The 21680-nt window shown below is 68.5% G+C and carries 21 protein-coding genes; 7 read left to right on the top strand and 14 right to left on the bottom strand.

Going from position 1 to position 21680, the window contains the following annotated elements; translation table 11 throughout:
• The first annotated feature begins 22 nt into the window (after positions 1–22).
• Together ACXI0U_RS12605 and ACXI0U_RS12600 are read left to right on the top strand one after the other, a co-directional pair.
• The gene (locus ACXI0U_RS12605; protein WP_479550346.1) at positions 23–937 is read left to right on the top strand and encodes an alpha/beta hydrolase family protein; all 915 of its coding nucleotides are present in this window, start codon (positions 23–25) and stop codon (positions 935–937) included.
• Positions 938–947: 10 nt separating this feature from the next.
• Positions 948–1379: a hypothetical protein gene (locus ACXI0U_RS12600; RefSeq protein WP_271658180.1), complete on the top strand. Its 432-nt coding sequence runs from the start codon at positions 948–950 to the stop codon at positions 1377–1379.
• An 83-nt stretch (positions 1380–1462) separates the two neighbouring features.
• Here the strand turns inward: ACXI0U_RS12600 and ACXI0U_RS12595 are convergent, their stop codons facing one another.
• The 4 genes from ACXI0U_RS12595 to ACXI0U_RS12580 all read right to left on the bottom strand — a co-directional run bounded on the left by ACXI0U_RS12595 (position 1463) and on the right by ACXI0U_RS12580 (position 4064).
• Positions 1463–1906: a hypothetical protein gene (locus ACXI0U_RS12595; protein ID WP_316924723.1), complete on the bottom strand. Its 444-nt coding sequence runs from the start codon at positions 1904–1906 to the stop codon at positions 1463–1465.
• A gap of 150 nt (positions 1907–2056) precedes the next feature.
• Positions 2057–2437 (bottom strand): hypothetical protein, encoded by a 381-nt coding sequence (locus ACXI0U_RS12590; protein ID WP_479550345.1) that lies wholly within the window; start codon positions 2435–2437, stop codon positions 2057–2059.
• Between the two features lie 45 nt (positions 2438–2482).
• Positions 2483–3097, bottom strand: a complete 615-nt coding sequence (locus ACXI0U_RS12585) for a hypothetical protein (protein WP_479550344.1) — start codon at positions 3095–3097, stop codon at positions 2483–2485.
• Between the two features lie 205 nt (positions 3098–3302).
• The gene (locus ACXI0U_RS12580) at positions 3303–4064 is read right to left on the bottom strand and encodes a DUF2092 domain-containing protein (protein WP_431484802.1); all 762 of its coding nucleotides are present in this window, start codon (positions 4062–4064) and stop codon (positions 3303–3305) included.
• A 123-nt stretch (positions 4065–4187) separates the two neighbouring features.
• Here ACXI0U_RS12580 and ACXI0U_RS12575 point away from each other — a divergent pair, with 123 nt between their 5' ends.
• Positions 4188–5084, top strand: coding sequence for an alpha/beta fold hydrolase (locus ACXI0U_RS12575; RefSeq protein ID WP_479550343.1), 897 nt, complete (start codon positions 4188–4190; stop codon positions 5082–5084).
• An 84-nt stretch (positions 5085–5168) separates the two neighbouring features.
• Positions 5169–5765 (top strand): chalcone isomerase family protein, encoded by a 597-nt coding sequence (locus ACXI0U_RS12570; protein WP_374980543.1) that lies wholly within the window; start codon positions 5169–5171, stop codon positions 5763–5765.
• Positions 5766–5777: 12 nt separating this feature from the next.
• On the opposite strand, the gene ACXI0U_RS12565 is transcribed toward ACXI0U_RS12570, so the two are convergent.
• From ACXI0U_RS12565 to ACXI0U_RS12550, 4 genes are read right to left on the bottom strand one after another with little or no spacing between them, the layout of a single operon-like run.
• The gene (locus tag ACXI0U_RS12565; RefSeq protein WP_479550342.1) at positions 5778–6242 is read right to left on the bottom strand and encodes a DoxX family protein; all 465 of its coding nucleotides are present in this window, start codon (positions 6240–6242) and stop codon (positions 5778–5780) included.
• A gap of 14 nt (positions 6243–6256) precedes the next feature.
• Entirely contained in the window at positions 6257–7042 is a 786-nt protein-coding gene (locus ACXI0U_RS12560) for an HvfC/BufC family peptide modification chaperone (protein WP_374980544.1), read from the bottom strand.
• Entirely contained in the window at positions 7039–7878 is an 840-nt protein-coding gene (bufB, locus tag ACXI0U_RS12555) for an MNIO family bufferin maturase (RefSeq protein WP_431484798.1), read from the bottom strand. The genes ACXI0U_RS12560 and bufB overlap by 4 nt, the downstream gene beginning before the upstream one ends.
• 16 nt (positions 7879–7894) lie before the next feature.
• The gene (locus ACXI0U_RS12550; protein ID WP_021217973.1) at positions 7895–8167 is read right to left on the bottom strand and encodes a BufA1 family periplasmic bufferin-type metallophore; all 273 of its coding nucleotides are present in this window, start codon (positions 8165–8167) and stop codon (positions 7895–7897) included.
• A 202-nt stretch (positions 8168–8369) separates the two neighbouring features.
• On the opposite strand from ACXI0U_RS12550, the gene ACXI0U_RS12545 reads away from it, so the two are divergent.
• From ACXI0U_RS12545 to ACXI0U_RS12535, 3 genes are all read left to right on the top strand, one after another.
• Entirely contained in the window at positions 8370–8936 is a 567-nt protein-coding gene (locus ACXI0U_RS12545) for a sigma-70 family RNA polymerase sigma factor (protein WP_431484797.1), read from the top strand.
• Positions 8933–9574, top strand: coding sequence for a DUF1109 domain-containing protein (locus ACXI0U_RS12540; RefSeq protein WP_265169023.1), 642 nt, complete (start codon positions 8933–8935; stop codon positions 9572–9574). Before ACXI0U_RS12545 ends, ACXI0U_RS12540 begins: the two co-directional genes overlap by 4 nt.
• Positions 9575–9656: 82 nt before the next feature.
• Positions 9657–10259 carry a flavin reductase family protein gene (locus ACXI0U_RS12535; protein ID WP_431484796.1) on the top strand — a complete coding sequence of 201 codons (603 nt, stop codon included), beginning with the start codon at positions 9657–9659 and terminating at the stop codon, positions 10257–10259.
• Positions 10260–10949: 690 nt separating this feature from the next.
• Here the strand turns inward: ACXI0U_RS12535 and ACXI0U_RS12530 are convergent.
• The 6 genes from ACXI0U_RS12530 to ACXI0U_RS12505 form a co-directional block, all read right to left on the bottom strand.
• Positions 10950–12539: a malate:quinone oxidoreductase gene (locus tag ACXI0U_RS12530; RefSeq protein ID WP_479550341.1), complete on the bottom strand. Its 1590-nt coding sequence runs from the start codon at positions 12537–12539 to the stop codon at positions 10950–10952.
• A gap of 397 nt (positions 12540–12936) precedes the next feature.
• Positions 12937–14193, bottom strand: coding sequence for an HD-GYP domain-containing protein (locus tag ACXI0U_RS12525; RefSeq protein ID WP_271658169.1), 1257 nt, complete (start codon positions 14191–14193; stop codon positions 12937–12939).
• 229 nt (positions 14194–14422) lie between these two features.
• Positions 14423–14917, bottom strand: coding sequence for a DUF1543 domain-containing protein (locus ACXI0U_RS12520; RefSeq protein WP_265169018.1), 495 nt, complete (start codon positions 14915–14917; stop codon positions 14423–14425).
• A 116-nt stretch (positions 14918–15033) separates the two neighbouring features.
• Positions 15034–18408 (bottom strand): PAS domain-containing protein, encoded by a 3375-nt coding sequence (locus ACXI0U_RS12515; RefSeq protein ID WP_479550340.1) that lies wholly within the window; start codon positions 18406–18408, stop codon positions 15034–15036.
• A gap of 215 nt (positions 18409–18623) precedes the next feature.
• Positions 18624–19034 (bottom strand): PA2817 family protein, encoded by a 411-nt coding sequence (locus ACXI0U_RS12510; RefSeq protein ID WP_021217964.1) that lies wholly within the window; start codon positions 19032–19034, stop codon positions 18624–18626.
• 88 nt (positions 19035–19122) lie between these two features.
• The gene (locus ACXI0U_RS12505; protein WP_431484792.1) at positions 19123–21570 is read right to left on the bottom strand and encodes an acyl-CoA dehydrogenase; all 2448 of its coding nucleotides are present in this window, start codon (positions 21568–21570) and stop codon (positions 19123–19125) included.
• Positions 21571–21680 lie beyond the last annotated feature (110 nt).

Below are 21680 nucleotides of genomic sequence, written 5' to 3'. Positions count from 1 at the left end.
TAGCTGGAACATGAACGAGACGATGACCAAGCACCTTCCCGAACAGGGCATCCGCGTGGAGAAGATCAGCCTGCCCGCACGCGACGGCTACCCCCTGGTCGCTACCCGCTACCACGCAGCGGGCGAGGCCCGGGGCAACCTGCTCCTGGCCGGCGCCACGGGTGTGCAGCAGCGCTTCTACCGGCGCTTCGCCGAGCATGCGGCGCGGCAGGGGCTCAACGTACTGACCCTGGATTACCGCGGCGTCGGCGAATCCGCCCCGGCGACGCTCAAGGGCTTCCACATGGCCTACCTCGACTGGGCCTACCAGGACCTGGCTGCCGCAGTGGACCTGCTCGGCGCCGACGCGCTGCCGCTGTACTGGGTGGGGCATTCCTTCGGGGGGCACGCCATCGGCCTGCTGCCCAACCATGATCGCCTCGCCGCGTGCTACAGCCTCGGCAGCGGCGCCGGCTGGAGCGGCTGGATGCCTCGCGGTGAGGCCCTGAAAACCCGCCTGCTGTGGAGCCTGGTACTGCCGCCCATCGTCGCCTGGAAGGGCTACATGGCCTGGAGCCTGCTGGGCATGGGCGACGACCTGCCCCTGGGTGTGTACCGCGACTGGAAGCGCTGGTGCCGCCACCCGCACTACTACTTCGACGACCCCGGCATGGCCCATGTCGCCGGGCTCTACGCCAGTGTCCGCACGCCCTGCGTGTTCGCCACCTCGGTGGACGATCCCTGGGCACCGCCGCGCTCGCGGGACGCCTTCGTCAAGGGCTACAGCAACGCCCCGCTGACCCGGCGCGACCTGCATCCCCCGCAGGGCGGCGAGCCCATCGGCCATATGGGCTATTTCCGCGCGGGTTCCGAACCGCTCTGGGACGACATCCTGAAATGGCTGCTGGCCCACGCACCGCAACGCCGTGCCAGGCACCCCGAACCCACTCCCTGCTGAGGATATGGCCATGCCCCTGCTGCTGCAGCTCCACCTGTTCGCCGTAGCCTTCTGGCTCGGTGTTGTCGCGGTCGAATTCCTGCTGGAGCAGGGGCGCGCCACCAGCCGCGCCCAGGGCTTCACCGTCGCGCGGATGCACCGGCGCATCGACCTGTTCTTCGAGATGCCGGCCTTCAGCCTGGCGCTGGTCACCGGGCTGCTGCTGATCGAGCCGGTGCGCTTCGACGGCCTCTATGCCTTGAAAGTGGTCGCGGGCCTGGTGGCCGTGGCCGGCAACGCCCTCTGCCTGGTCCCCGTGCTGCGCCGCCGCAGCGCCGCCGAAGCCGATGACCTCGGCGGCGTGATCCGCCTTTCCCGGCAGATCGACCGCATCTCCCTGCTGGCCATCCCCGCCGGGCTCCTGGCCCTGGCCTGCGGCGTCTACCTGGCGCTGATGCGTTGAGGCTCCCGGGCTGAAGCCCGGGCTACGCCCCGTAGGTTGGGCTGAGGTACGAAGCCCAACGCATAGACATTAAGACCGGGGACTTACTGCCAACCAGTCCCGGACTTCCACTTTGCGTAGCCTGGGGTCTGCTCGGTATCCACCCCTTCGATGAAGCAGTAATTGCGGGGAATGCTGCCTTTGTAAGCCCAGGCTCCGTTGGTGGATTTTCCCTGTGGCGGGCCGTTGTGCCCGTTGTCCCCCTGCAGGGTGCCGGAGAAGATGATTCCCGGCTCGGTCAGCGTCGTCCAGCGAACCTTCACCGCAACGCAGTTGCCCGCCAGGATGAGGTTGATGTAACCCTTCTGGCCGGCAGTGGTGTCGTCCCACAGGAACACGTTCAAGTGATGCTCGAGCCTGACCGAGCCTGTGGCCAGCTGAATGCCCCGCTGCTGGGCTGTCTCCAACCCGGCCTGGTCCAGAGACTGTCTTAGGGTCGCTAGACCAACGCCTGCCTTGTCGATGACGACATGTCTGTATTCCTTCACGTATCGCTCCTTGTGATGTTTTCGGAAGTGCCGAGCCTAGACCCAGGTCGCAAAAATTCCAGTCGTAGGTTGGGCTGAGGTACGAAGCCCAACGCAGAGGTGCTCAAGGAGGGCGCTGCGAGCCTTTCTTCGATGGGGACTCTGGTTGGGTTAGCCATTGCTTAGCTGGATGAGGCAATAGCTGGCAGCTTCCGCAACGAACGCCTCACCGTCGTGGCTCAGCGCTTCAAGCTCTGGTCTGAATTCATGGATGGCGTTATCGCCGACGATGTCGCATGCCTGCTCGCGCACCCGTGCATTGCTGCTGGCCAATCCAAGACGCAGCATCTCGTGATGCTCGGACGGTGCGCTGTAGTAGCGATAGGCAAAGACCCAACCGTCAATGAATGGGTCGCCTCTGGATTCAAGCAGGGCGAGGTCCTGCTGGCTCAGTACGAACTGGCGCAGCCGTATGAGTTCCGCGAAAGCGCTGCATACCGTGCCCGTTCGCGCACTCAATGCCTTTTTGTGCAGCTCGGGAGTCATCTGCATGGGCGTGCCTTCTCCAAGTGATGAACGGCTGGTCCTTCGAAGCGACTAGCGACCCGCCGAACCGGCAATCCCCTCGATCATCGCCTTGACCGCCGCCTCGCTGTCCACCGATGCAGGTGCGGAGACGCGGAACTTGAGCAGACTGTCGCCCAGCTCGAACAGGTAGAGCGAGGAGCGGATCGGTTGCACTTCGCCGGCGAAGGGCTCGACGAATTCGAAGTCCGCGCGCAGGCCGGGGATGGCCTGGCCCCGGTAGTCCAGGGTCACCGGTTGCTCGCCGACCAGCTTGCCGGTCTTGTGGAAGGTGAGGATTTCCTGCTTCTGCTGTTGCTGGTGGTTGAGCACCAGCTGGTGCCGGGCCGCTGCGATGACATCCGCCGGCGAGCCGATCGAGCTGACCTGCGGCGCCGGGTAGACATAGGCGGTGAAGACGACGGGCTGGGCGATCAGCTCGGAGTTGTAGCCGACCATGATGTGCCGGGCCCGCTCGTCGAAGCGCATGATCTGGGTGCGGAGGAAGATGCCGGAGGTGGTCGGGAAGACGATGCCGGTGTCGTCATGCCGGTAGGGGCCGGCGGCGGGGATGTCCTGGGGCTGGAACGGGCTGTTCTGGCAGCCCGCGAGGGTGATGGCCAGCAGCAGGGTGAGCAGGTACTTCATGGGACGTTCCTTGTCGTGGCGGCCAGCAGGGGCGCCGAGGCGGCAGAAATTAGCGCCTCTCCCGTGGGCTGTCCACGGCGTTATCGGTACGCCTCCCTGGCATACGCTGTCTTTGTGGCGTCGCGCAGCGGCCGGAACGCTTGCTTACCCTCCGTGGCCGGTCATCGGCCGATTTCCGTTTCCAACGCAACGAGTGACAGGGCGCTCAGGGCTTGCGTTCTCCACCCACCCCCGCCTGCAACTCCAGCAACGGCACCGGCTTCGCCCCTTCGGGCGGGGTGAAGACGAAGTCGGTGGGGCCGACCATGGGCAGGGTGTCCCACTGGTAGGTCACGCTGTGGCGCGGGCGTTCGGGTTGGTCGAGGCGGGTCAGCACCCTCTTGCAGGGCAGGGGCTCGTCGCCCTGGCGTAGCCACAGCTGCCAGTCCAGGCCCGGCTGGCGATAGGCGTAGTGCTCGCAGCTCTGGTCGCCGACCTGCTCGGTGCCGACGTGGAGCGCGCTGCCGATGCCGACCCGCTGGGCGGTGTCTGGCCCCCAGTGGATGAGATCGGCCAGCGGCAGCTGGATGCCGTAGCGCTCGCCAAGCAGGGCCAGCAGTTCCTCCTGGCTGGTGGGCGCCACCTCCCGGCCGAAGTAGCCCTGGCGGCTGTCGTAGAGGGTGAACTGCTGGCCGTCGTAGAACAGGCTGCGCTGGTAGTCGGTACTCGTCACCTGCACGCGCAGCTTGTCCGGCGCGCTCACCAGCAGTTGAGTGCGGGCATGCACCACCAGCGCCTGGCCGTTTTCCAGCAACTGGTCGCTGTCGCTTTCGGCGTCTACGGCGTACTGCTGCAGGCCGCGCAGGTGTTCGCCCATCTTCACCAGGGCGGCGAGGGCGCCTGGGTCGGGGGCGTCTTCCTCGGCGGCCAGGGCGGTGCAGGTGACGAGGGCGAGGACGAGCAAGGGGCGCTGGAGAGAGGCGGGCATGGCGGGTGACCTCGATGCGAGGCTGTCGATGGTCGTTAGGTTCCAGGGCCGCGGAGTTGGTTCCGGCCGGCGGTTCGGCGGCGGCTGGCTAAGCTGTCCCGATCATCGATGAAGGAGCACGGCATGACCGCAAGGGAGATCCACAAGGTCCGCACACCCAGCCTGGCGCTGGCCTATGAGGAGCATGGCGCGGGGGATGAGGTGGTGATCCTGCTCCACGGCTTCCCCTATTCGCCGCGCGCTTACGACGCCGTGGCACCGGCTCTGGTCGCCCAGGGGCTGCGGGTGCTGGTGCCGCACCTGCGTGGCTATGGCTCCACGCGCTTCCTGGCCGGGGACACCCCGCGTTCCGGCCAGCAGGCGGCCCTGGGCCAGGACCTGCTGGACTTCATGGATGCGCTGGCGATCCCCCGGGCGACCCTGGTGGGTTACGACTGGGGCGGGCGCGCCGCCTGCATCGTCGCGGCGCTGTGGCCGGAGCGGGTGCGGGCACTGGTGACGGGGGATGGCTACAACATCCAGAACATCGCTGTCTCGGGCACGCCGGCCGCGCCCGAGCAGGAGTTCCGCTATTGGTACCAGTTCTATTTCCACACGCCGCGCGGGCACCTGGGGCTGGAGGCGAACCGGCGGGCGTTGTGTCGCCTGCTCTGGCAGCTGTGGTCACCAACCTGGCGCTTCGATGAGGCCACCTATGCCGCCAGCGCCGAGGCCTTCGACAACCCGGACTTCGTCGAGGTGGTGATCCATTCCTACCGCCATCGCTATGGCTACGCACCGGGCGACCCGGCGCTGGAGGCCATCGAGCGGCAGCTGGCGGCGCAACCGGTCATCGGCGTGCCAAGCATCTCCCTCAGCGGCCTGGACGATGGCGTCGGCCCACCGCCCGAGGTGGACGACAGCGCCGCGCACTTCACCGGCCCCTACCGACGCCAGCTGTTGCCCGGTGTCGGCCACAACATCCCCCAGGAAGCACCGGAGGACACGGTAGCTGCCGTGCTGGAGCTGCTGCAGCCCTGAGCCGACGAAGCGAAGGGCCCGTACGGAATATTGCAATCTGGCGGCAGCACACTGCCCGCATCCATTCCCAGGAGGCGTCATCCCGTGAGCCAGAATCCCCTTTCGCCGTACCGCCTGCTGGTCGTCGCGTTCATCGGCCTGCTGGGCCTGCAACAGGCACTGGCCGACGGTTGGCGCGAGGCTGTGCCGGATGCGCAGGTGGTGGGTAGCGGCGAGTTCAGCGCCTACGGCTTCCATATCTACGATGCCAGGCTGTGGGCCCCCGGCGCGGTGCTGGGGGAGGACCGGCCCTTCGCCCTGGAACTGGTCTACCAGCGCACCATCAGCCGCGACACCCTGGTGGAAGCCAGCCTCGACGACCTGCAGCGCCTCGGCGGCGAGGCGGTGGATGCGGCCCGGCTGGGTGCCTGGCAGGCGGAGATGGAGCGCGCCTTCGTCGATGTCGAACCCGGTCAGCGCATCACCGGCGTCTACCTGCCCGGCGTCGGCGGGCGCCTGTACGTGGAAGGGCGCGCGCCCTATGAGGTGCGCGACCCGCTGTTCGCACGGACCTTTTTCGGCATCTGGCTGGACCCACGCACCCAGGACCCCGAACTGCGCCTGCAACTGCTCGGCGGCCTGCGCTCGCCCTTCGAGCCGGGCACGGCGGTGGTCACCGGCTGCTGCCCCGTGCAGCCCTAGCGGCCGCCTGCCTTAGCGCAGGCCCAGCCTGCAGTCCAGCGACCAGGCGCCCGCGCCGCGCCCGACGAGCAGCAGCAGGAGCCCGGCCCAGCTGAGGTGGGTGGACCAGGCGTCGGGGTAGACGAACACCTGGATCACCAGCGTCATGCCCAGCAGCGCCAGGGCCGAGAGGCGGGTGCACAGGCCCAGCACCAGCAGCAGCGGGAACAGGTGTTCGGCATAGGTGGCCAGGTGCGCGGCCACTTCCGGCGGCAGCAGGGGCAGCGCGTATTCGCTGCGGAACAGCTCGTAGGTGCTGTCGGTGATACTCAGGACACCCTCCACCTTGGTGCGCCCGGAGAGGAAGAACACCCCGGCGATGCCCAGGCGTGCCACCAGCAACAGCAACGCGTCGGGGAGCAGGGCGTGCAGCCGCGCGGCCAGGCTGCGGGGGGCGATGGGGCCGGCCGAGATCGGCTGGGCGTGCGGGGTATCCATGGGCGGTGCTCCGGTCAGGTGTCGCGCGTGGCGAGCAGGGGAGTGAAGGCGCCGGCCGCCAGCAGGCGGCCGAGCAGGTCGATGAAATCGAGTGTGGGGTCGGCGGCCAGGGCCAGGCCGCTGGCCTCGTCCAGTGTCAGGCCCCGGGCGCAGGCGTCGAGGAAGGCGCAGCCGCCCGGGCCCAGGGGCTGCCAGGTCACCTGGCCGTCGCTGCGGCCGAGCAGGGCGCCTTCGCCGTGCCATTCCAGGCTGTCGGGCAGGGGCCGCTCCTCGCGCTGGTGGCGCCAGATGCTGTAGGCCGGCATGTCGGCGCACCAGAGCCAGCGCAGTGCCGGTCGTGGGCGCAGGCACAGGGCGCCCAGCGCCTCGGGGCCGAGGTCGGCGATGGCGCCGAGCGCGAGAGACGGCCGCTCCGCTGCGGCGAACACCTCGACCCAGAGCCGGTCCAGCCGCGCCACCGCGCCCAGGTAGGGCAGATCGCGGGCCGGCTCGAAGGCATCGAGGAAGTCAGCGAAGCCAAGGCCGTAGTCGAGCAACTGCACCGAGGCCGGGGGCGACTGGCGCACATGCAACGCCGCCGCCGCGCCGAACCAGTCGGCGCCCACCAGGCGCTCCACTGCTGGGAAGTTGGCCCGCAGCGCATCCACGCAGCCCTTCATCAGGGTGTTGCGGTAGAGGTCGAAACCGGCCTGGCCGGCGAGTTCGGCCACCAGCCGCCGCTCTGCGCTGTCCGGTGCCCCGGGGTTGCCACGGGCGGCGTCGATGAAGGCGTCCTGGAAGGCGCCGAGGGCGAGGCTCATGGCCGTGGCTCCAGGCCGTCGAGCAAGGCCTGGGCGGTGTCGCGCTCGGCCAGCAATTCGGTGAAGGGGGGGATGCGGTCGTCGCGTTCGATCAGGGTCGGGCGCGGGCCGATGCGGGCGATCAGGCGCCGATACAGTGCCCAGACCGCGGCGTCGATGGGGGCGTCGTGGGAGTCCACCAGCAGCCCGCTGCCGCCTTCGTCGCGGCTGTGCCCGGCGAGGTGCAGTTCAAGGATGGCCTCGGCGGGGAAGGCGTCCACGTAGGCGCCCGGGTCGAAGTCCAGGTTGTGCGCGCTGACCTGCACGTTGTTCAGGTCCAGCAGCAATCCGCAACCGCTGCGCCGGCTCAGTTCGGCGAGGAAGTCGATCTCCTGGCGTTCGTGGCCGTTCATGCGCAGGTAGTGGCTGGGGTTCTCGATGGCGATGCGCCGCCCCAGGGCGTCCTGGGTGCGGGCGATGTTGTCGGTGATGCGCTCCAGTGCCGCCTCGGTGCGGGGGAAGGGCAGCAGGTCCGGGTTGTAGACGCCGCGCCAGGTGGACCAGGCGAGGTGCTCGGAGACCAGGGCCGGCTGTACCCGATCCGCCAGGGCGCGCAGGCGCCGCAGGTGGTCCGGGTCGGGCGGGCAGTCCGCTGCCAGGGACAGCGAAACCCCGTGCAGCGACAGCGGGTGGCGCGCACCTATGGCTTGCAGCCAGTCCAGGCGCGGGCCGCCGTCGACCATGTAGTTCTCCGGGTGCACCTCGAACCACAGCCCCGGCGCCGTGCAGGCGTGAGCCTGTTCGTAGTGCTCGGGCTTGAGGCCCAGTCCGGCGCCCAGCGTCGCATGGCGTTCCATGGTCGACGGCCGGCGATCAGGACTTGATCGGGGTCAGCGAGCCCATGCCGTTGGGCGTCTTGATCGAGGTGCAGGTGCCGGCCGGGACGTTCTTCCAGGCGTCGCCCTGGTAGTCCTTTTTCGAGGTGCCCGCGCAGCTGGTGCCGGCGCCGGCCTTGCAATCGTTCTGCCCGGCCATGGCCACGCCGTAGCACTTCTCCATGGCGCCGGGCTTGGCGTCGGCGGCGACGGCACCGCCGGCGAGGGTGGCGAGGGCCAGGGCAGCGGCGGTGAGAGCGATGTTGTTCATGTCGTATCTCCAATGTCCGTTGAGGGTGGCGACCGGCCTTTCACCGGTGGCTCGATGGGTAATTCGCCGGCACCGGGCATTCGGTTACAGCCCACTGAAAATTTTTTGAGATTTTTTTCGCCGCGCCCTAACGTGTGTCGCCCGAACCCCGGCAGGTGCCGGTGGCGGGAAAATTTCATCCGGTGTGTAACCAGGGCGGTCGATGAAGCGAATTAGTGACCAAGAGGCGCTCGAAGCACGGGAAGCCGGATTGCAGGCCCTGCTGCTCAAGGGGCTGGCGGGTGAGGCGGCCGCGTACCGGGAGTTCCTCGGCCGGCTCGGCGCCCACCTGCGGGCCTTCCTGATGCGTCGCCTGCAGCAGCCGAGTGATTGCGAGGACCTGGTGCAGGAGGTGTTGCTGGCCGTGCACAACGCTCGCCACACCTACCGCGCCGACCAGCCGGTGACGGCCTGGGTGCAGGCCATCGCGCGCTACAAGCTGGCCGACTATTTCCGCGCTCGGGGTCGGCGCGAGGCGCTGCACGACCCGCTGGACGAGGACGACCTGTTCGATGAGGCCGACGCGCAGCCAGGCGAGGCCAGCCGTGATCTGGGCCGCCTGCTCGAGCAACTGCCCGACAAGCAGCGGCTGCCGATCATCCACGTGAAGCTGGAGGGCCTCTCGGTGGAGGAAACCGCGCAGCTCACCGGGCTTTCCAGCTCTGCCGTCAAGGTCGGCATACACCGCGGGCTCAAGGCCCTGGCGGACATGATTCGAGGTAAGCGATGAAGACCGATGACCTGATTTCCATGCTCGCTGCCGGCAACCCGGCCCCGCCACGGGCGCCTTCGGCGCGGCGTTTCGCCCTGGCGCTGTTCTGCGGCCTGCTGGGCGCATTGCTGCTGATGGCCTGCCTGTTCGGCGTGCGCAAGGACCTGGCCGAGGTGGCCGCCACTCCGCTGTTCTGGGCCAAGGTGGCGTTGCCGGCGGCCCTGGTGCTGGGGGCACTCTGGGCCAGCGGCCGGCTGGCGAGGCCAGGCGTGGCGGTGGGCGCGCGCTGGGCGGCCATCGGCGTGCCCGTGGCGCTGGTCTGGGGGGCGAGCCTGGTGCTGTTGGCGGCACTGCCCGCCGGGGACCGGTTGGCGCAGGTGCTGGGCACTACCTGGCGCACCTGTCCGTTGAACATCGCCTTGCTCTCGGTGCCGGCGTTCATCGCGGTGCTCTGGGCCATCCGTGGCCTGGCACCCACCCGGTTGCGCCTGGCCGGGGCGGCTGGCGGCCTGCTCGCGGGGGCGTTGGCGACCCTGGTCTATTGCCTGCACTGCCCGGAGATGGCGGTGCCGTTCTGGGGTGTCTGGTACGTGCTCGGCATGGCGCTGCCGACCTTCGCCGGCTGGCTGCTGGGGCCCCGCTGGCTGCGTTGGTGATCCGGCCTCGCCGGGCTTGCCCTGAAGCGCCGCGCTGGTGCAGGCTGCGCCGTCCCGTTTCGCAGCCTTCCGGAGCCTTGCCATGTCCGCCGATCACCGCCGCCCCGTTCCCCTGGCCAAGGCCTATCGCCTGATCAACCACGGCCCCACCGTGCTGGTCAGCGCGGCCCATGGCGGCAAGCGCAATGTCATGGCGGCGGCCTGGGCCATGGCCCTGGATTTCGAGCCGCCCAAGGTTTCGGTGGTGCTCGACAAATCCACCTGGACCCGCCGCCTGCTGGAAGCCTCCGGCAGCTTCGTTCTCAACGTGCCGGCGCGCTGCCAGGTCGACCTGGTGCAGACGGTCGGCTCCAGCTCCGGGCAGACCCTGGACGAGGCGGGGCACGACAAGTTCGACGCCTACGGCATCGCCACCTTTTCCAGCGAGCAGGTCGAGGCACCGCTGGTGGAAGGCTGCGTGGCCTGGCTGGAATGCCGCCTTCTGCCCGAGCCGCACATCCAGGAACGCTACGACCTGTTCCTCGGCGAAGTGGTGGCCGCCTGGGCCGATGCGCGGGTGTTCAGCGAGGGCCGCTGGAACTTCGAGGGGCATGACGACCTGCGCACCCTGCACCATGTGGCGGGCGGGCATTACCTGGTGATAGGCGAGTGTGTTGGCGGGAAGGAGTTGCCGCTCAAGGGGTGAGGGCTTCCCGTTAGGTGTGGGAGCGGTTTCAACCGCGAAAGACCTTGCGCAGGCACTCGGCTGCGAATGGCCGGGTAGCCCATTCGCGAATGAATTGGCTCTGTCTGCGTTAAGTGTTGCTAGAAGAATTGAGCCCAGCTGATTGCCGAGCTCTGGTGATGTTTCTGGTTTCGCCCCCCGGGCGAGTCTCTTTTGGCAGTCGTCGGGGTGCCGAACCACCCAAAAGAAACCAAAAGGGCTTGCCCCATCATCCGGCCCCGGCTTCGCCGGGGTTCCCTCACTCCATCGTCGTTACTCGCTACGCTCGCCCTTCGGGCCGCACTGAAGTGCGTTCGCCGCAAGCGTCGTCTGGGGGCCGGCGCGATGGGCCATCCATGGCCTGGCGCGCCTCTCGCGGCATCCATGCCGCTCGTCCCCCGGCGCAACGACTGCGTTCGGCCTCCTGGAGGGGCGTTGGCGGCTGCTCCAACTTCTTCGTCCAGCGCATCGCCATGTGGTGCGCACGGGCTTTCGTAGGATGGTGTAGAGCGAAGCGAAACCCATGCGGTGGAGGTGGAAGAAATCCATAAATGCCTGGAAAGCACCGTGCTTGAGCCCTTGCTTTAAAACCACAACAGCTAACGCCGACAGATCCAATGAATTCGCTCCCGCAAGGGGAGACGCCCCACCCGTGAGGGCGGGGCGCTTGCATCACTCGGCGGTGGCGGCCGGGGCGGCCTCGGGCTGGACGGGAGTGAAGTCCAGCTGCAGGCGCTCGTGGCTCCAGGCGCGGGTGGCGTTGGTCAGCTCGACGTCGTCGTTCAGCTTGCGGCCGTAGGAGGGGATGATCGCCTTCAGGCGGGCCTGCCAGGCATCGCTTTTCATCTTCTCGGGGAAGATCTTCTCCAGCACGCTGAGCATGATCGGCGCGGCGGTGGAGGCACCCGGGGAGGCGCCCAGCAGCGCGGCGATGGAACCGTCGGCGGCGCTGACCACTTCGGTGCCGAACTGCAGCACGCCGCCTTTCTCGGCGTCCTTCTTGATCACCTGCACGCGCTGGCCGGCCTGGATCAGTTCCCAGTCGGCGTCCTGGGCATCGGGGAAGTACTCGCGCAGGGCGGCCATGCGGTCGTCCTGGCTGAGCATCAGCTGGCCGATCAGGTACTGGCTGAGGTCCATGTTGTCGATGCCGGCATTGGTCATCGGGCCGATGTTGTCGGTGGTGATGGCACTGAACATGTCCATGTGCGAGCCATTCTTGAGGAACTTGGTGGAGAAGGTGGCGAAGGGGCCGAACAGCAGCACCTCCTGGCCATCGACCACGCGGGTGTCCAGGTGCGGCACGGACATGGGCGGCGAGCCGACCGAGGCCTTGCCGTAGAGCTTGGCGTGGTGGCGCGCGACGATGTCCTGGTTGCGGGTCATCAGGAACGAGCCGCCCACCGGGAAGCCGGCGTAGCCGTCGGCCTCGGGGATGGCGGATTTCTGCAGCAGCTTGAGGGCGCCGCCGCCGGCGCCGATGAACACGAAGCGGGCGTTGACCGCGCGCTCCTCGCCGCCCTTGGCCAGGTCGGCGACCACGACTTTCCAGGTGCCGTCTTCGTTGCGCACGATGTCGCGCACTTCATGGCTGAGGTTGAGCTTGAAGTTGGGCGACTCGGACAGCGAGCCGAACAGCTGGCGGGTGATCTCGCCGAAGTTCACGTCGGTGCCGATGGGCATGCGGGTGGCGGCGATCTTCTGGTCCTGGGCGCGGTTCTCCATCACCAGCGGTACCCACTGGTCGATCTGCGCGTGGTCCTCGCTGTACTCCATGCCGCGGAACAGCGGGCTGTGCTGCAAGGCCGCGTGGCGCTTCTTCAGGTAGGCGACGTTGTCGTCACCCCAGACGAAGCTCATGTGCGGCACGGTGTTGATGAAGGAGTGCGGGTTCTTCAGCACGCCCTGGTCGATCTGGTAAGCCCAGAACTGCTTGGATATCTCGAAGGATTCGTTGATCGCCACGGCCTTGCTGATGTCGATGCCGCCATCGGCGGTCTCGGGGGTGTAGTTCAGCTCGCAGAAGGCGGAGTGGCCGGTGCCGGCGTTGTTCAGGGCGTTGGAGCTCTCCTCGGCGACCTGGTCCAGGCGCTCGAAGGTTTCGATCTTCCACTCGGGTTCGAGCTCGTGCAGGTAGGTGCCGAGGCTGGCGCTCATGATGCCGCCGCCGATCAGCAGCACGTCCAGGGGTTTCTCGGAGGAATCGGGCTGGGAGCAGCCCATGACGCTCAGGCACAGGAGCGCCAGCAGTAGTTTCTTCATTTACCAACCGTCCAGATTTCGAGCATGGCCTGCCGCCCCGGGGGCACGCGGAGTGACGAACCCCGCTGGCTCGGTGGCGCTCGGGTGGTTCGTCTTCCTGGGCTGGCGGCCATGCATTCTCGTGGCCGGGGCGTGTGCGGCGCCCCGGTCAGGCGCCTCGGCGCCCTGCATGCGGTGGCTGTTCGCCACCGTGGGCGGCCAATAGAGCAAGGAGCGTGCCTGGCGGCTTCAGGCCAGGCGCTGTGCGGGTCATGCCGTCAGGCAGGGGGCTTGTAGTGGCGGGAGTCCGCCATTACAGGGGCACGCGTGGGGTGATCTAGGCGGAATTTCGCCCGACCGGCCGTAACCGAGCGCCCCGAGGCTGTTTTTACGCAGCATCACCGAGCGCAGGTATTTTTCAGCCCCGGGTGCGCGGGTCCACGTAGTAGGTCACCTGCTGCCGCGGGTCGAGGTATTCCAGCGCATCCGCTGGCACCTGCCCGGGGCGCACGCTGCGGGCGATGGTGATCGAGGGCTCGTGCTCGAGGTTGACGATCAGCGCCTCTTCCTTCGGCACCTTGGGGTCGAAGAGGATCAGCGTCGGCTTCAGCGGCAGGGTCGGGTGCATGCCCAGCACCAGGCCGTAGCGATCGTCCTGCAGCTGCACCAGGCTGCCCGGCGGGTAGACGCCCATGCAGCGGATGAAGGCCTTGAGCATCACCTCGTCGAAGCGCTGGCGGTACTGCCCGTACATGCGCGACAGGGCCTCATGGGGGCTGAGGCCGTCGCGCGGGTTGAGCGGGTTGCACAGGTTGTCGAAGTGGTTGGTGATGCACACCACCCGGCTCAGGCGGCCGATGCTCGCCTCGTGCAGCTGCTTGGGGTAGCCGCTGCCGTCGCAGTACTCGTGGTGCTCGTGGATGATCCGCTGCACCTCGTCATCGAGCATCAGCTGCTGGCTGCGGCGCAGGCCGAATTCGGTGTGCATCTGCAGCAGCTGCTGCTCGGGGCGGGTCAGGGGTTCGGGCTTGAGCAGCACCTTGCTGGGCACGTCCATCTTGCCCATGTCGTGGAGCAGGGCGCCGAGGCCGAGGCTGTGGCAGGCCTCGCTGTCGTAGCCGAGCTGGCGGCCGAGCATGACCGAGAGCACGGTGACGTTCAGCGAATGGAAGTAGGCGTCTTCGGCGGGCTTGCCGTTGATGCTGTGCAGAGCGGCGCCGTCTTCGCCGAGCACCGACGCCACCAGGTCGCCGACCACCTGGCCGGCCTGCTTGAGGGCCTCCTCGGGCTGGCTGCGCAGGGTCTGGTTGAGCTGCTTGACCTGCTGGCTGGCGAGGATGAACTTGCGGTCCACCTCCGCCAGGCGCTTGCGCAGCTTGCTGAGCTTGACCACCCGCTCCTGGCGGGCGATGTCCTCGGGGCTGGGCGCTGGTGCTTCCTCGGGTTCCGGCGGGTGCGGCGCGTCGGGTTCCAGCTCCAGGGGCTCGCAATCGCTGCGCGCCGGGTCGTAGCGCAGGCGCTTGAGGCCGAGGTCGCGCAGGGCCTTGATCTGCCCCTCGTCCTTGATCTTGAAGTTGCTGAAGGTGAAATCGTGCTCCCACCAGCCCAGTTCGAGCTGGATGTAGAGGCCGACGCAAAGCTGGTCCGGCGTGATGTAGGCAGGTGCTGCGGTCATTCCATGGCCCAGGTGCTGGCTAAGTGATGGCAGTCTAACGGTTTGCCTTCCTCGGAGCAGCCCTGTCATCCGTTCGGCCGCCCGTGCCCGGCCGTCAGGATTCGCGGGGTTGCATCGGCGCCGGTCGATGCCGCGATCCGCCCTCGTTTCCTTTGAGTGGCCAGGTTTCACGGGGTTCAGCATAGTTGCTCCGCAGGCGGCGCAAGGGCCGGCCGCCTGCGGGGCGTGCTCAGGAGAGGATCACGTAGTCGCTGCGCTGGGTGATGCCGCGGTGCTCGCCTTCCACCAGTTGCACGTAGCGGCCGTCCACCTGGTCGATGGGAACGCAGTCGTCGACGTCCAGCAGGGCGTCGGTGTGGGGTTTGTCCCAGCCGGCGAGCATGCGCCGCTTGCCCTTTTCCTTGGCCTCGGCCTTGTCCCGCGCCACCACCAGCAGGTAGCGATGGGCTTCGCCGAAGGCGCCCGGCTCGTAGCCGCCGAGGTTGAGGAAGAACAGGCGAGGCGCACCGGCAGCGGGGGCGGCATTGCCGAGGCTGACGCGGTAGCCGTCGACGCCTTCGATGGCCATCCACGAGTCGATGTGCAGGCCGGCGGGGCTGCCGAACCATTCGTGGCGCAATTGCGGGTGGGTGTCTTCGATGGCGTCGGCGAAGGCGAACACCACGTCATGGACTTCGATCTTGGCCCGGGGGTGCTTGCCTCCGAGCATCACGACGAACAGCATCTTGGGTCCTGGCAGGTCGATCGGGCCCGGCATCCGGTGCCGGGTGGGGGCGCCATGGTAAGGCGCCGCTTCGTTGGGTGGTAGCGCCGTCCGGCGCCCGGACGAAGCGTCGTCCCTCAACCGCGCCTGGCGGCGAGCCCGGCGATGCCGTCCACCGCTTCGGCGAGCTGGCGCTGGGTGAAGGGCTTGGACAGGCGCGGCAGGTCCAGGCGCACCCCGGTGGGCAGCTCGGCGTAGCCGGACACCATCAGCACCGGCAGCCCGGGGTGGCGCGCGCGAACCTCCAGTGCCAGCTGCGCGCCGGTCATGTAGGGCATCGCATGGTCGGTCACCAGCAGGTCGTAGCGCTCGCGCTCGAGCAGGTCCAGGGCTTCCTTGGCGGAGTGGGCGACGGCCACGTGGTGGCCGAGGTCCTCCAGCATCTCGGCGGTGTTGGTCAGCACCAGGTCGTCATCGTCCACCGCGAGAATCGCCAGGCCCGGCGCTGTCGAGGCACCGGCCGGTGCCAACACCGTGACCTGCCGCACCGGGGGCTCGCCGTGCAGCGCCTCTTGCGCGGGCAGCCAGATCTCCGCCGTGGTGCCGCGCCGTGGCGTGCTGTGCAGGCGCAGCACGCCGTCGGACTGCTGGGCGAAACCGTGGACCATGGACAGCCCGAGCCCGGTGCCCTTGCCGATGCCCTTGGTGGTGAAGAAGGGCTCGGTGGCGCGCTTGAGCGTGGCTTCATCCATGCCTTCGCCCATGTCGGTGACGGCCAGGCACACGTAGCGCCCGGGCCGCAGCCCGCTGTCGCCCAGGGGCACCGCCTCCTCGCGGGCGGCGATGACGATGCGGCCTTCGCCGCCCATGGCGTCGCGGGCGTTGACGGCGAGGTTGAGCAGGGCGGATTCCAGCTGGTTGGGGTCGGTCTCCACCGCCGGCAGCTGCAGCGGGAAGAGGGTCTCGACGGCGATGGTGGAGCCCAGGGCGCTCTGCAGCAGCTCGGTCATGTCCTCCACCAGCTGGCGCAGGTCGATGAGTTCGCGGCGCAGGTCCTGGCGCCGGGCGAAGGCGAGCATGCGCGTGGTCAGCGAGGCACCGCGTTCGGCGGCGCTGCGGGCGTTGTCCACCAGGCGCAGCAGCGGCGCCTCCTGTGGCATGCGCCGGCGCAGCAGTTCGAGGCTACCGAGCACCGCCATCAGCAGGTTGTTGAAGTCGTGGGCGATGCCGCCGGTGAGGCTGCCGATGGCCTCCATCTTCTGCACCTGCTGCAGGGCCTGCTCGGCCTTGACCCGTGCGGTTTTCTCCACCGCTTCGGGCACCATGGCGACCACCTCGCCGGTTTCGTTGAGCACCGGCCGCAGGGAGAAGTCGAACAGCCGGGTGCCGCCGGGCAGGTCCAGGGCCATGCCGAGGTTCTCGGTGGCGCCGGCGGCGACCCGTTGCACCGCCGCGCGGATCACCTCGGGCATGCCGGGCGTGCGGGTGAACCAGGGGGTTTCCCAGAAGGGCTTGCCGGCTACCTGTTCCAGGCTGGCGTCGATACCCGCCAGGGCGGTGGCGTTGAAGTGCAGCACCTCGCCACTGGCGGCGATCAGCCCCTGGTAGAGGTGCGAGGTTTCGAAGATGGCGCGGATGTTGGCTTCGCTCTGGGCCAGGGCGGCGGTGCGTTCGGCCACCTTGGCTTCCAGCTCCTCGCGGAAGCGGCGCTCGCCCTCGCGGGCCTCGGCCTCCGAGCGCACCCGTTCGATGTGGGCCCAGGAGCGCTCGGTCACCTCGGTGAGCAAGGCCAGCTCCTTGTGCGTCCAGTTGCGTGGGCGGCTGTCGTGGATGGCCATCAGTGCGGTGAGCCGGCCGCCCTTGACCAGGGGCAGGCAGAGGGTCGCCGCCAGGCCGATGGCGAGGTAGGTGGCGGCCTCTGCGGGCGCCAGTTGGCCACGGTTGTCGTCCAGCACCAGGGGCAGCCCGGCGCCGAGGCGCTGCACCGCCAGCTGGCCGAAATCGGAAAGGTGATAGTGGCCGACGATGCTCTGGCTGCCCGGGGCGGCCCAGTCGCCGCGGATGGTGAAGCCGTCGCCGTCGGGGTCCATGTCGGCGTAGGCGCAGACGGCCACGCCCAGGTGCTCGCCGAGCATGCGGGTGGTGATGGCGAGGATCTGGTCGGCATCGACGCTGCGGGAGGTTTCCTTGCCGAGGGCGTCGAGGAACAGCAGCCGCGCCTCATTCTCGCGCAGGGCGTCCTCGGCCAGGTGGCGCCCGGTCATGTCGCTGGCGGCACCGAACCATTCGCTGATCTCGCCGTCGGCATCCAGCAAGGGCACGGCACGGGAGAAGGTCCAGCCCAGGCTGCCATCGAGCAGGTACACGCGGTGCTCCAGCTGGAAGATGCCTTTGGTGCGTACGGCCTGGTCGATGGCCGCGCGTACCCGGGGCTGGTCCTCGGCGGGGATGTAGTCCTGCAGCCAGTTGGCGGTGGGGCGGCGGAGGTCGGCGATCAGGCCCTTGCCGTCGAGGCGGCGCATTTCGGTCCAGTGCGGGTCCATGCGAAAGAGCATGTCGGAGGAGGCGTTGACCAGCGCGCGGAAGCGCTCCTCGCTCTCGCGCACGCGGGCCTCGGCGGCGGCGCGTTCGGTGATGTCCTGGCCCTCGACGAAGATGGCGGTGACCCGGCCCTGGCCATCCACCACCGGCTGGTAGACGAAGTCGAGCACGCGCTCTTCCTCGATGCCGCCGGGTTCGCGCTGCAGCATGACGTGCACGCCGGTGCCGACATAGGCCTTGCCGCTGGTGCGGACCTGGTCGAGTAGCTCGATGAAACCTTGTCGCTCCACCTCCGGCAGGGCCTCGCGCAGGGGGCGGCCGATCAGGTCGCGGTCGCCCACCAGGCGGCGGTAGACGGGGTTGGCCAGCTCGAACACGTAGTCCGGCCCGGCGAGCAGCGCCATCAGTCCCGGGGCCTGTTCGAACAGGCTCTGCAGGCGGCTGCGCTCGGCCTGCATGTGGCGCTCGGCGCGGACCCGCTCGGTGGTCTCGACGACGATGGCGATGACCCCGGCGGGGTGGCCGCTCTCGTCGAGCACGGGTGAGTAGTCGAGGTTCATCCACACCGATTCGGGGCGGCCGTTGCGGTGCAGGGTGAGTTCCTGGTCCTTGTAGGCGAGGGTGCCGCCGGCCAGGCCGACCTTCATCACGTTGTCGTTGAAGTCGGCGACCTCGGGCCAGCCCTGGCGCACCTCGGAGCCCAGCAACTGCGGGTGGCGCCCGCCGGCGAACACCGAATAGGCGTCGTTGTAGATCATGGTGCCGGCCTCGCCCCACAGCAGCACGATGGGCACCGGCGAGAGCAACAGCATGCCGGTGACGGTCTTCAGGCTTTGTGGCCAGGCCTCGATGGGCCCAAGGGGCGTCGCCGCCCAGTCATGGGCGTTGATCAGCCGGCCCAGCTCGCCGCTGCTGGGCAGGAATTGCGGGCTCGGCGTGCCGGTTGGCGAGCGGGGCGCTTCATCGGTCATCGGGGCTGGATCCAGGGCGGCAAGGCTGTCGACGAGAGGGCATGGGCGGGCATGGCCCTGGCTTTCGGCAGCATAGCATCGGGAAAGTTGCGACCCTAAGGGGGCGCACGACGCAGCGCTATGGCCGCGCGGCGATCATGCAGTCGATGGTCGAGGCGATCGTGGCGTTGCGGGGGGCGCACCGGGCCGGTTGAACCGGCCCGGGCAGAGGGGGCTCAGTGCTTGCCGCTTTCGTCGGGCAGGGCGAGGAATTGCTTTTCCTGGTTCCAGTCGAAGGGCTCGTCGTTCTCTTCGGCTTCGAAGCGGCGCTCGTCGAGGCGCTGGAACAGGGCGATTTCTTCGTCGGGCATGAAGTGCAGGCAGTCGCCGCCGAAGAACCACAGCAGGTCGCGGGGGACCAGGTGGGCGATCTGCGGGTAGCGGTGGAACACCTGGCTGATCAGGTCCTGGCCCAGGTAGAGGCTGGCCTCGGGGTCGCGCGGCAGTTCGCTCATCAGCTCTTCGAAGCGTTCGACGAAGAGGGCGTGGTTCTCTTCGGGAACCTGCTCGGCTTCGCCCAGGGCGACCAGGATGCCGCGCAGGTGGGCGAGCAGGGCGAGGTGGTGGTCGAGGTAGGAGTTGGCCATGGCGTGGGTCCTGGAGCGGAATGAAAACGGGCGCGGAGTATAAGTCGCTCCGCGCCCGCTGTCCCGCCCACCGGGCCGGGTGGTGGCCCTAGCGGACCTGGCCTTCGTTGAGCAGCAGCTCTTCCTTGGCGTAGTCGTCGACGTCGATCACCTTGCGCCGCGCCACTTCGGCGGCGCGCAGGCGCTGGGCCTCGCTGGCGTCGACCACGCCGGCGGCCAGGGCGGCGTCGATCAGGTTCTCGCCGGCTGCGGGTTTCACCTGGCCTTCCTTGACGGCCTTGTGCAGCTTCTTCTGCAGCGGCTGTACGGCGGCCAGGGCGTCGACGGCGTGCTGCAGTGCGCCGACCGGGTCGTTTTCGGCCTGTGGGCGGAAGCAGCCGGCGAGCAGGTTTTCCAGCGCCGGGTCGCCACGGTCGCGGCCGATGATGGCGGCGATTTCCGCATCGAGTTCATCCGACGGCCCCTTGTGGCGGCGGCCGAAGGGGAACACCAGCACGCCGAGCAGGCAGCCGAAGATGCGGTTGGGGAAGTTGGCCAGCAGGCCGGCGAGGGCGTCCTCGGCCTTGCCCAGGCTTTCCTCCAGGGCCCAGCGCAACAGAGGGCGCAGGTGCTCGGGGCTGTCCAGGTCGTGGTAGCGCTTGAGCGCGGCGGAACCCAGGTAGAGGTGGCTGAGCACATCACCCAGGCGCGCCGAGAGGCGTTCGCGGCGCTTCAGCTCGCCGCCCAGCAGCATCATGCTGAAGTCGGCGAGCAGGGCGAAGGCGGCGGCCAGGCGGTTGAGGCTGCGGAAGTAGCCCTGGGCCAGGCGGTCACCGGGGGCGCTGCCGAGCTGGCCGAAGGTCAGGCCCAGCAGCAGGGTGCTGGCGGCGTTGCTGACGGCGAAACCGATGTGCTGCATCAGCAGGTCGTCGAACTCTTCCAGGGCGCGGTCGTGGTCCTCGCGGCCGGCGAGGGCCATTTCCTTGAGCACGAATGGATGGCAGCGGATGGCGCCCTGGCCGAAGATCATCAGGTTGCGCGAAAGGATGTTGGCGCCTTCCACGGTGATGAAGATCGGCGCGCCCTGCCAGGAGCGGCCCAGGTAGTTGTTCGGGCCCATGATGATGCCCTTGCCGCCGTGCACGTCCATGGCGTGGCCGATGCACTCGCGGCCGCGTTCGGTGAGGTGGTACTTGAGGATGGCCGAGAGCACCGAGGGCTTCTCGCCCAGATCCACCGCGTTGGCGGTGAGCATGCGCGCGGCGTCCATCATCCAGGCATTGCCGCCGATGCGCGCCATGGCTTCCTGGATACCTTCGAAGGCCGACAGCGGCACGTTGAACTGCTCGCGCACGCGGGTGTACTGGCCGGTGACCAGGCTGGTGTACTTGGCGGCGCCGGTGCCCACCGCCGGCAGGGAGATGGAGCGGCCGACGGAGAGGCAGTTCATCAGCATCATCCAGCCCTTGCCGAGCATGGGCTGGCCGCCGATCAGGTAGTCCAGCGGCACGAACACGTCCTTGCCGGAGTTGGGGCCGTTCATGAAGGCGGCGCCCAGGGGCAGGTGGCGGCGGCCGATTTCCACGCCGGGGGTGTCGGTGGGGACCAGCGCCAGGCTGATGCCGAGGTCTTCCTCGTCACCCAGCAGGTGCTCGGGGTCGTAGGCCTTGAAGGCCAGGCCGAGCAGGGTGGCCACCGGGCCCAGGGTGATGTAGCGCTTCTCCCAGGTCAGGCGCAGGCCGATGACTTCTTCACCCTCCCACTGGCCCTTGCAGATGATGCCGACGTCGGGCATGGCGCCGGCGTCGGAGCCGGCCAGCGGGCCGGTGAGGGCGAAGCAGGGGATGTCTTCACCACGGGCCAGGCGCGGCAGGTAGTGCTGGCGCTGCTCGTCGGTGCCGTAGTGCAGCAGCAGTTCGGCCGGGCCGAGGGAGTTGGGCACCATCACGGTGGAGGCGAGGTCGCCGCTGCGGGTGGCCAGCTTCATGGCCACCTGGGAGTGGGCGTAGGCAGAGAAGCCCTTGCCGCCGTATTCCTTGGGAATGATCAGGGCGAAGAAGCCGTTGGCCTTGATGTGTTCCCAGGCTTCCTGGGGCAGGTCCATGCGCTGGCCGATGTCCCAGTCGCTGACCATGGCGCAGAGTTCTTCGGTGGGGCCGTCGATGAAGGCCTGCTCTTCGGCGGTAAGCGCCGGGCGCGGGTAGTCGAGCAGCTTGTTCCAGTCGGGGCGACCGCTGAACAGTTCGCCGTCCCACCACACGGTGCCGGCCTCGATGGCGTCGCGCTCGGTCTCCGACATGGGTGGCAGCACGCGCTGGAACCAGGAGAACAGCGGGGCGGTGATCAGCTTGCGGCGCATCTCCGGCAGGGCCAGGGGCAGGGCGACCGCCAGCCACAGGACCCAGAGGATCGCCAGCAACCAGCCCGGCGAGTGGCTGAACACCCCCATCGCCAGGAGGTACAGGGCCACCGCGCCGAGGGCGGGCAGGGGGGCGGTACGGCGGTGCGCCAGCCAGGCGACCCCCAGGACCAGAACGAGCAACCAGACGAACACCATGTGTGATCCTCCTTGATGACGGTGCGGTAAGGGCGCGACCGTCACGAGCGTAGTCGTCGCCATGGAAGGTGGCGACATGGGCAGTGAGCTTGGCCGGATCGTCGTTAGGC

The sequence above is a fragment of the Pseudomonas sp. C9D1 genome, assembly GCF_056491235.1.
Note: the sequence above shows the minus strand (reverse complement) of the source record. Positions and strands in the feature narration are given on the sequence as shown.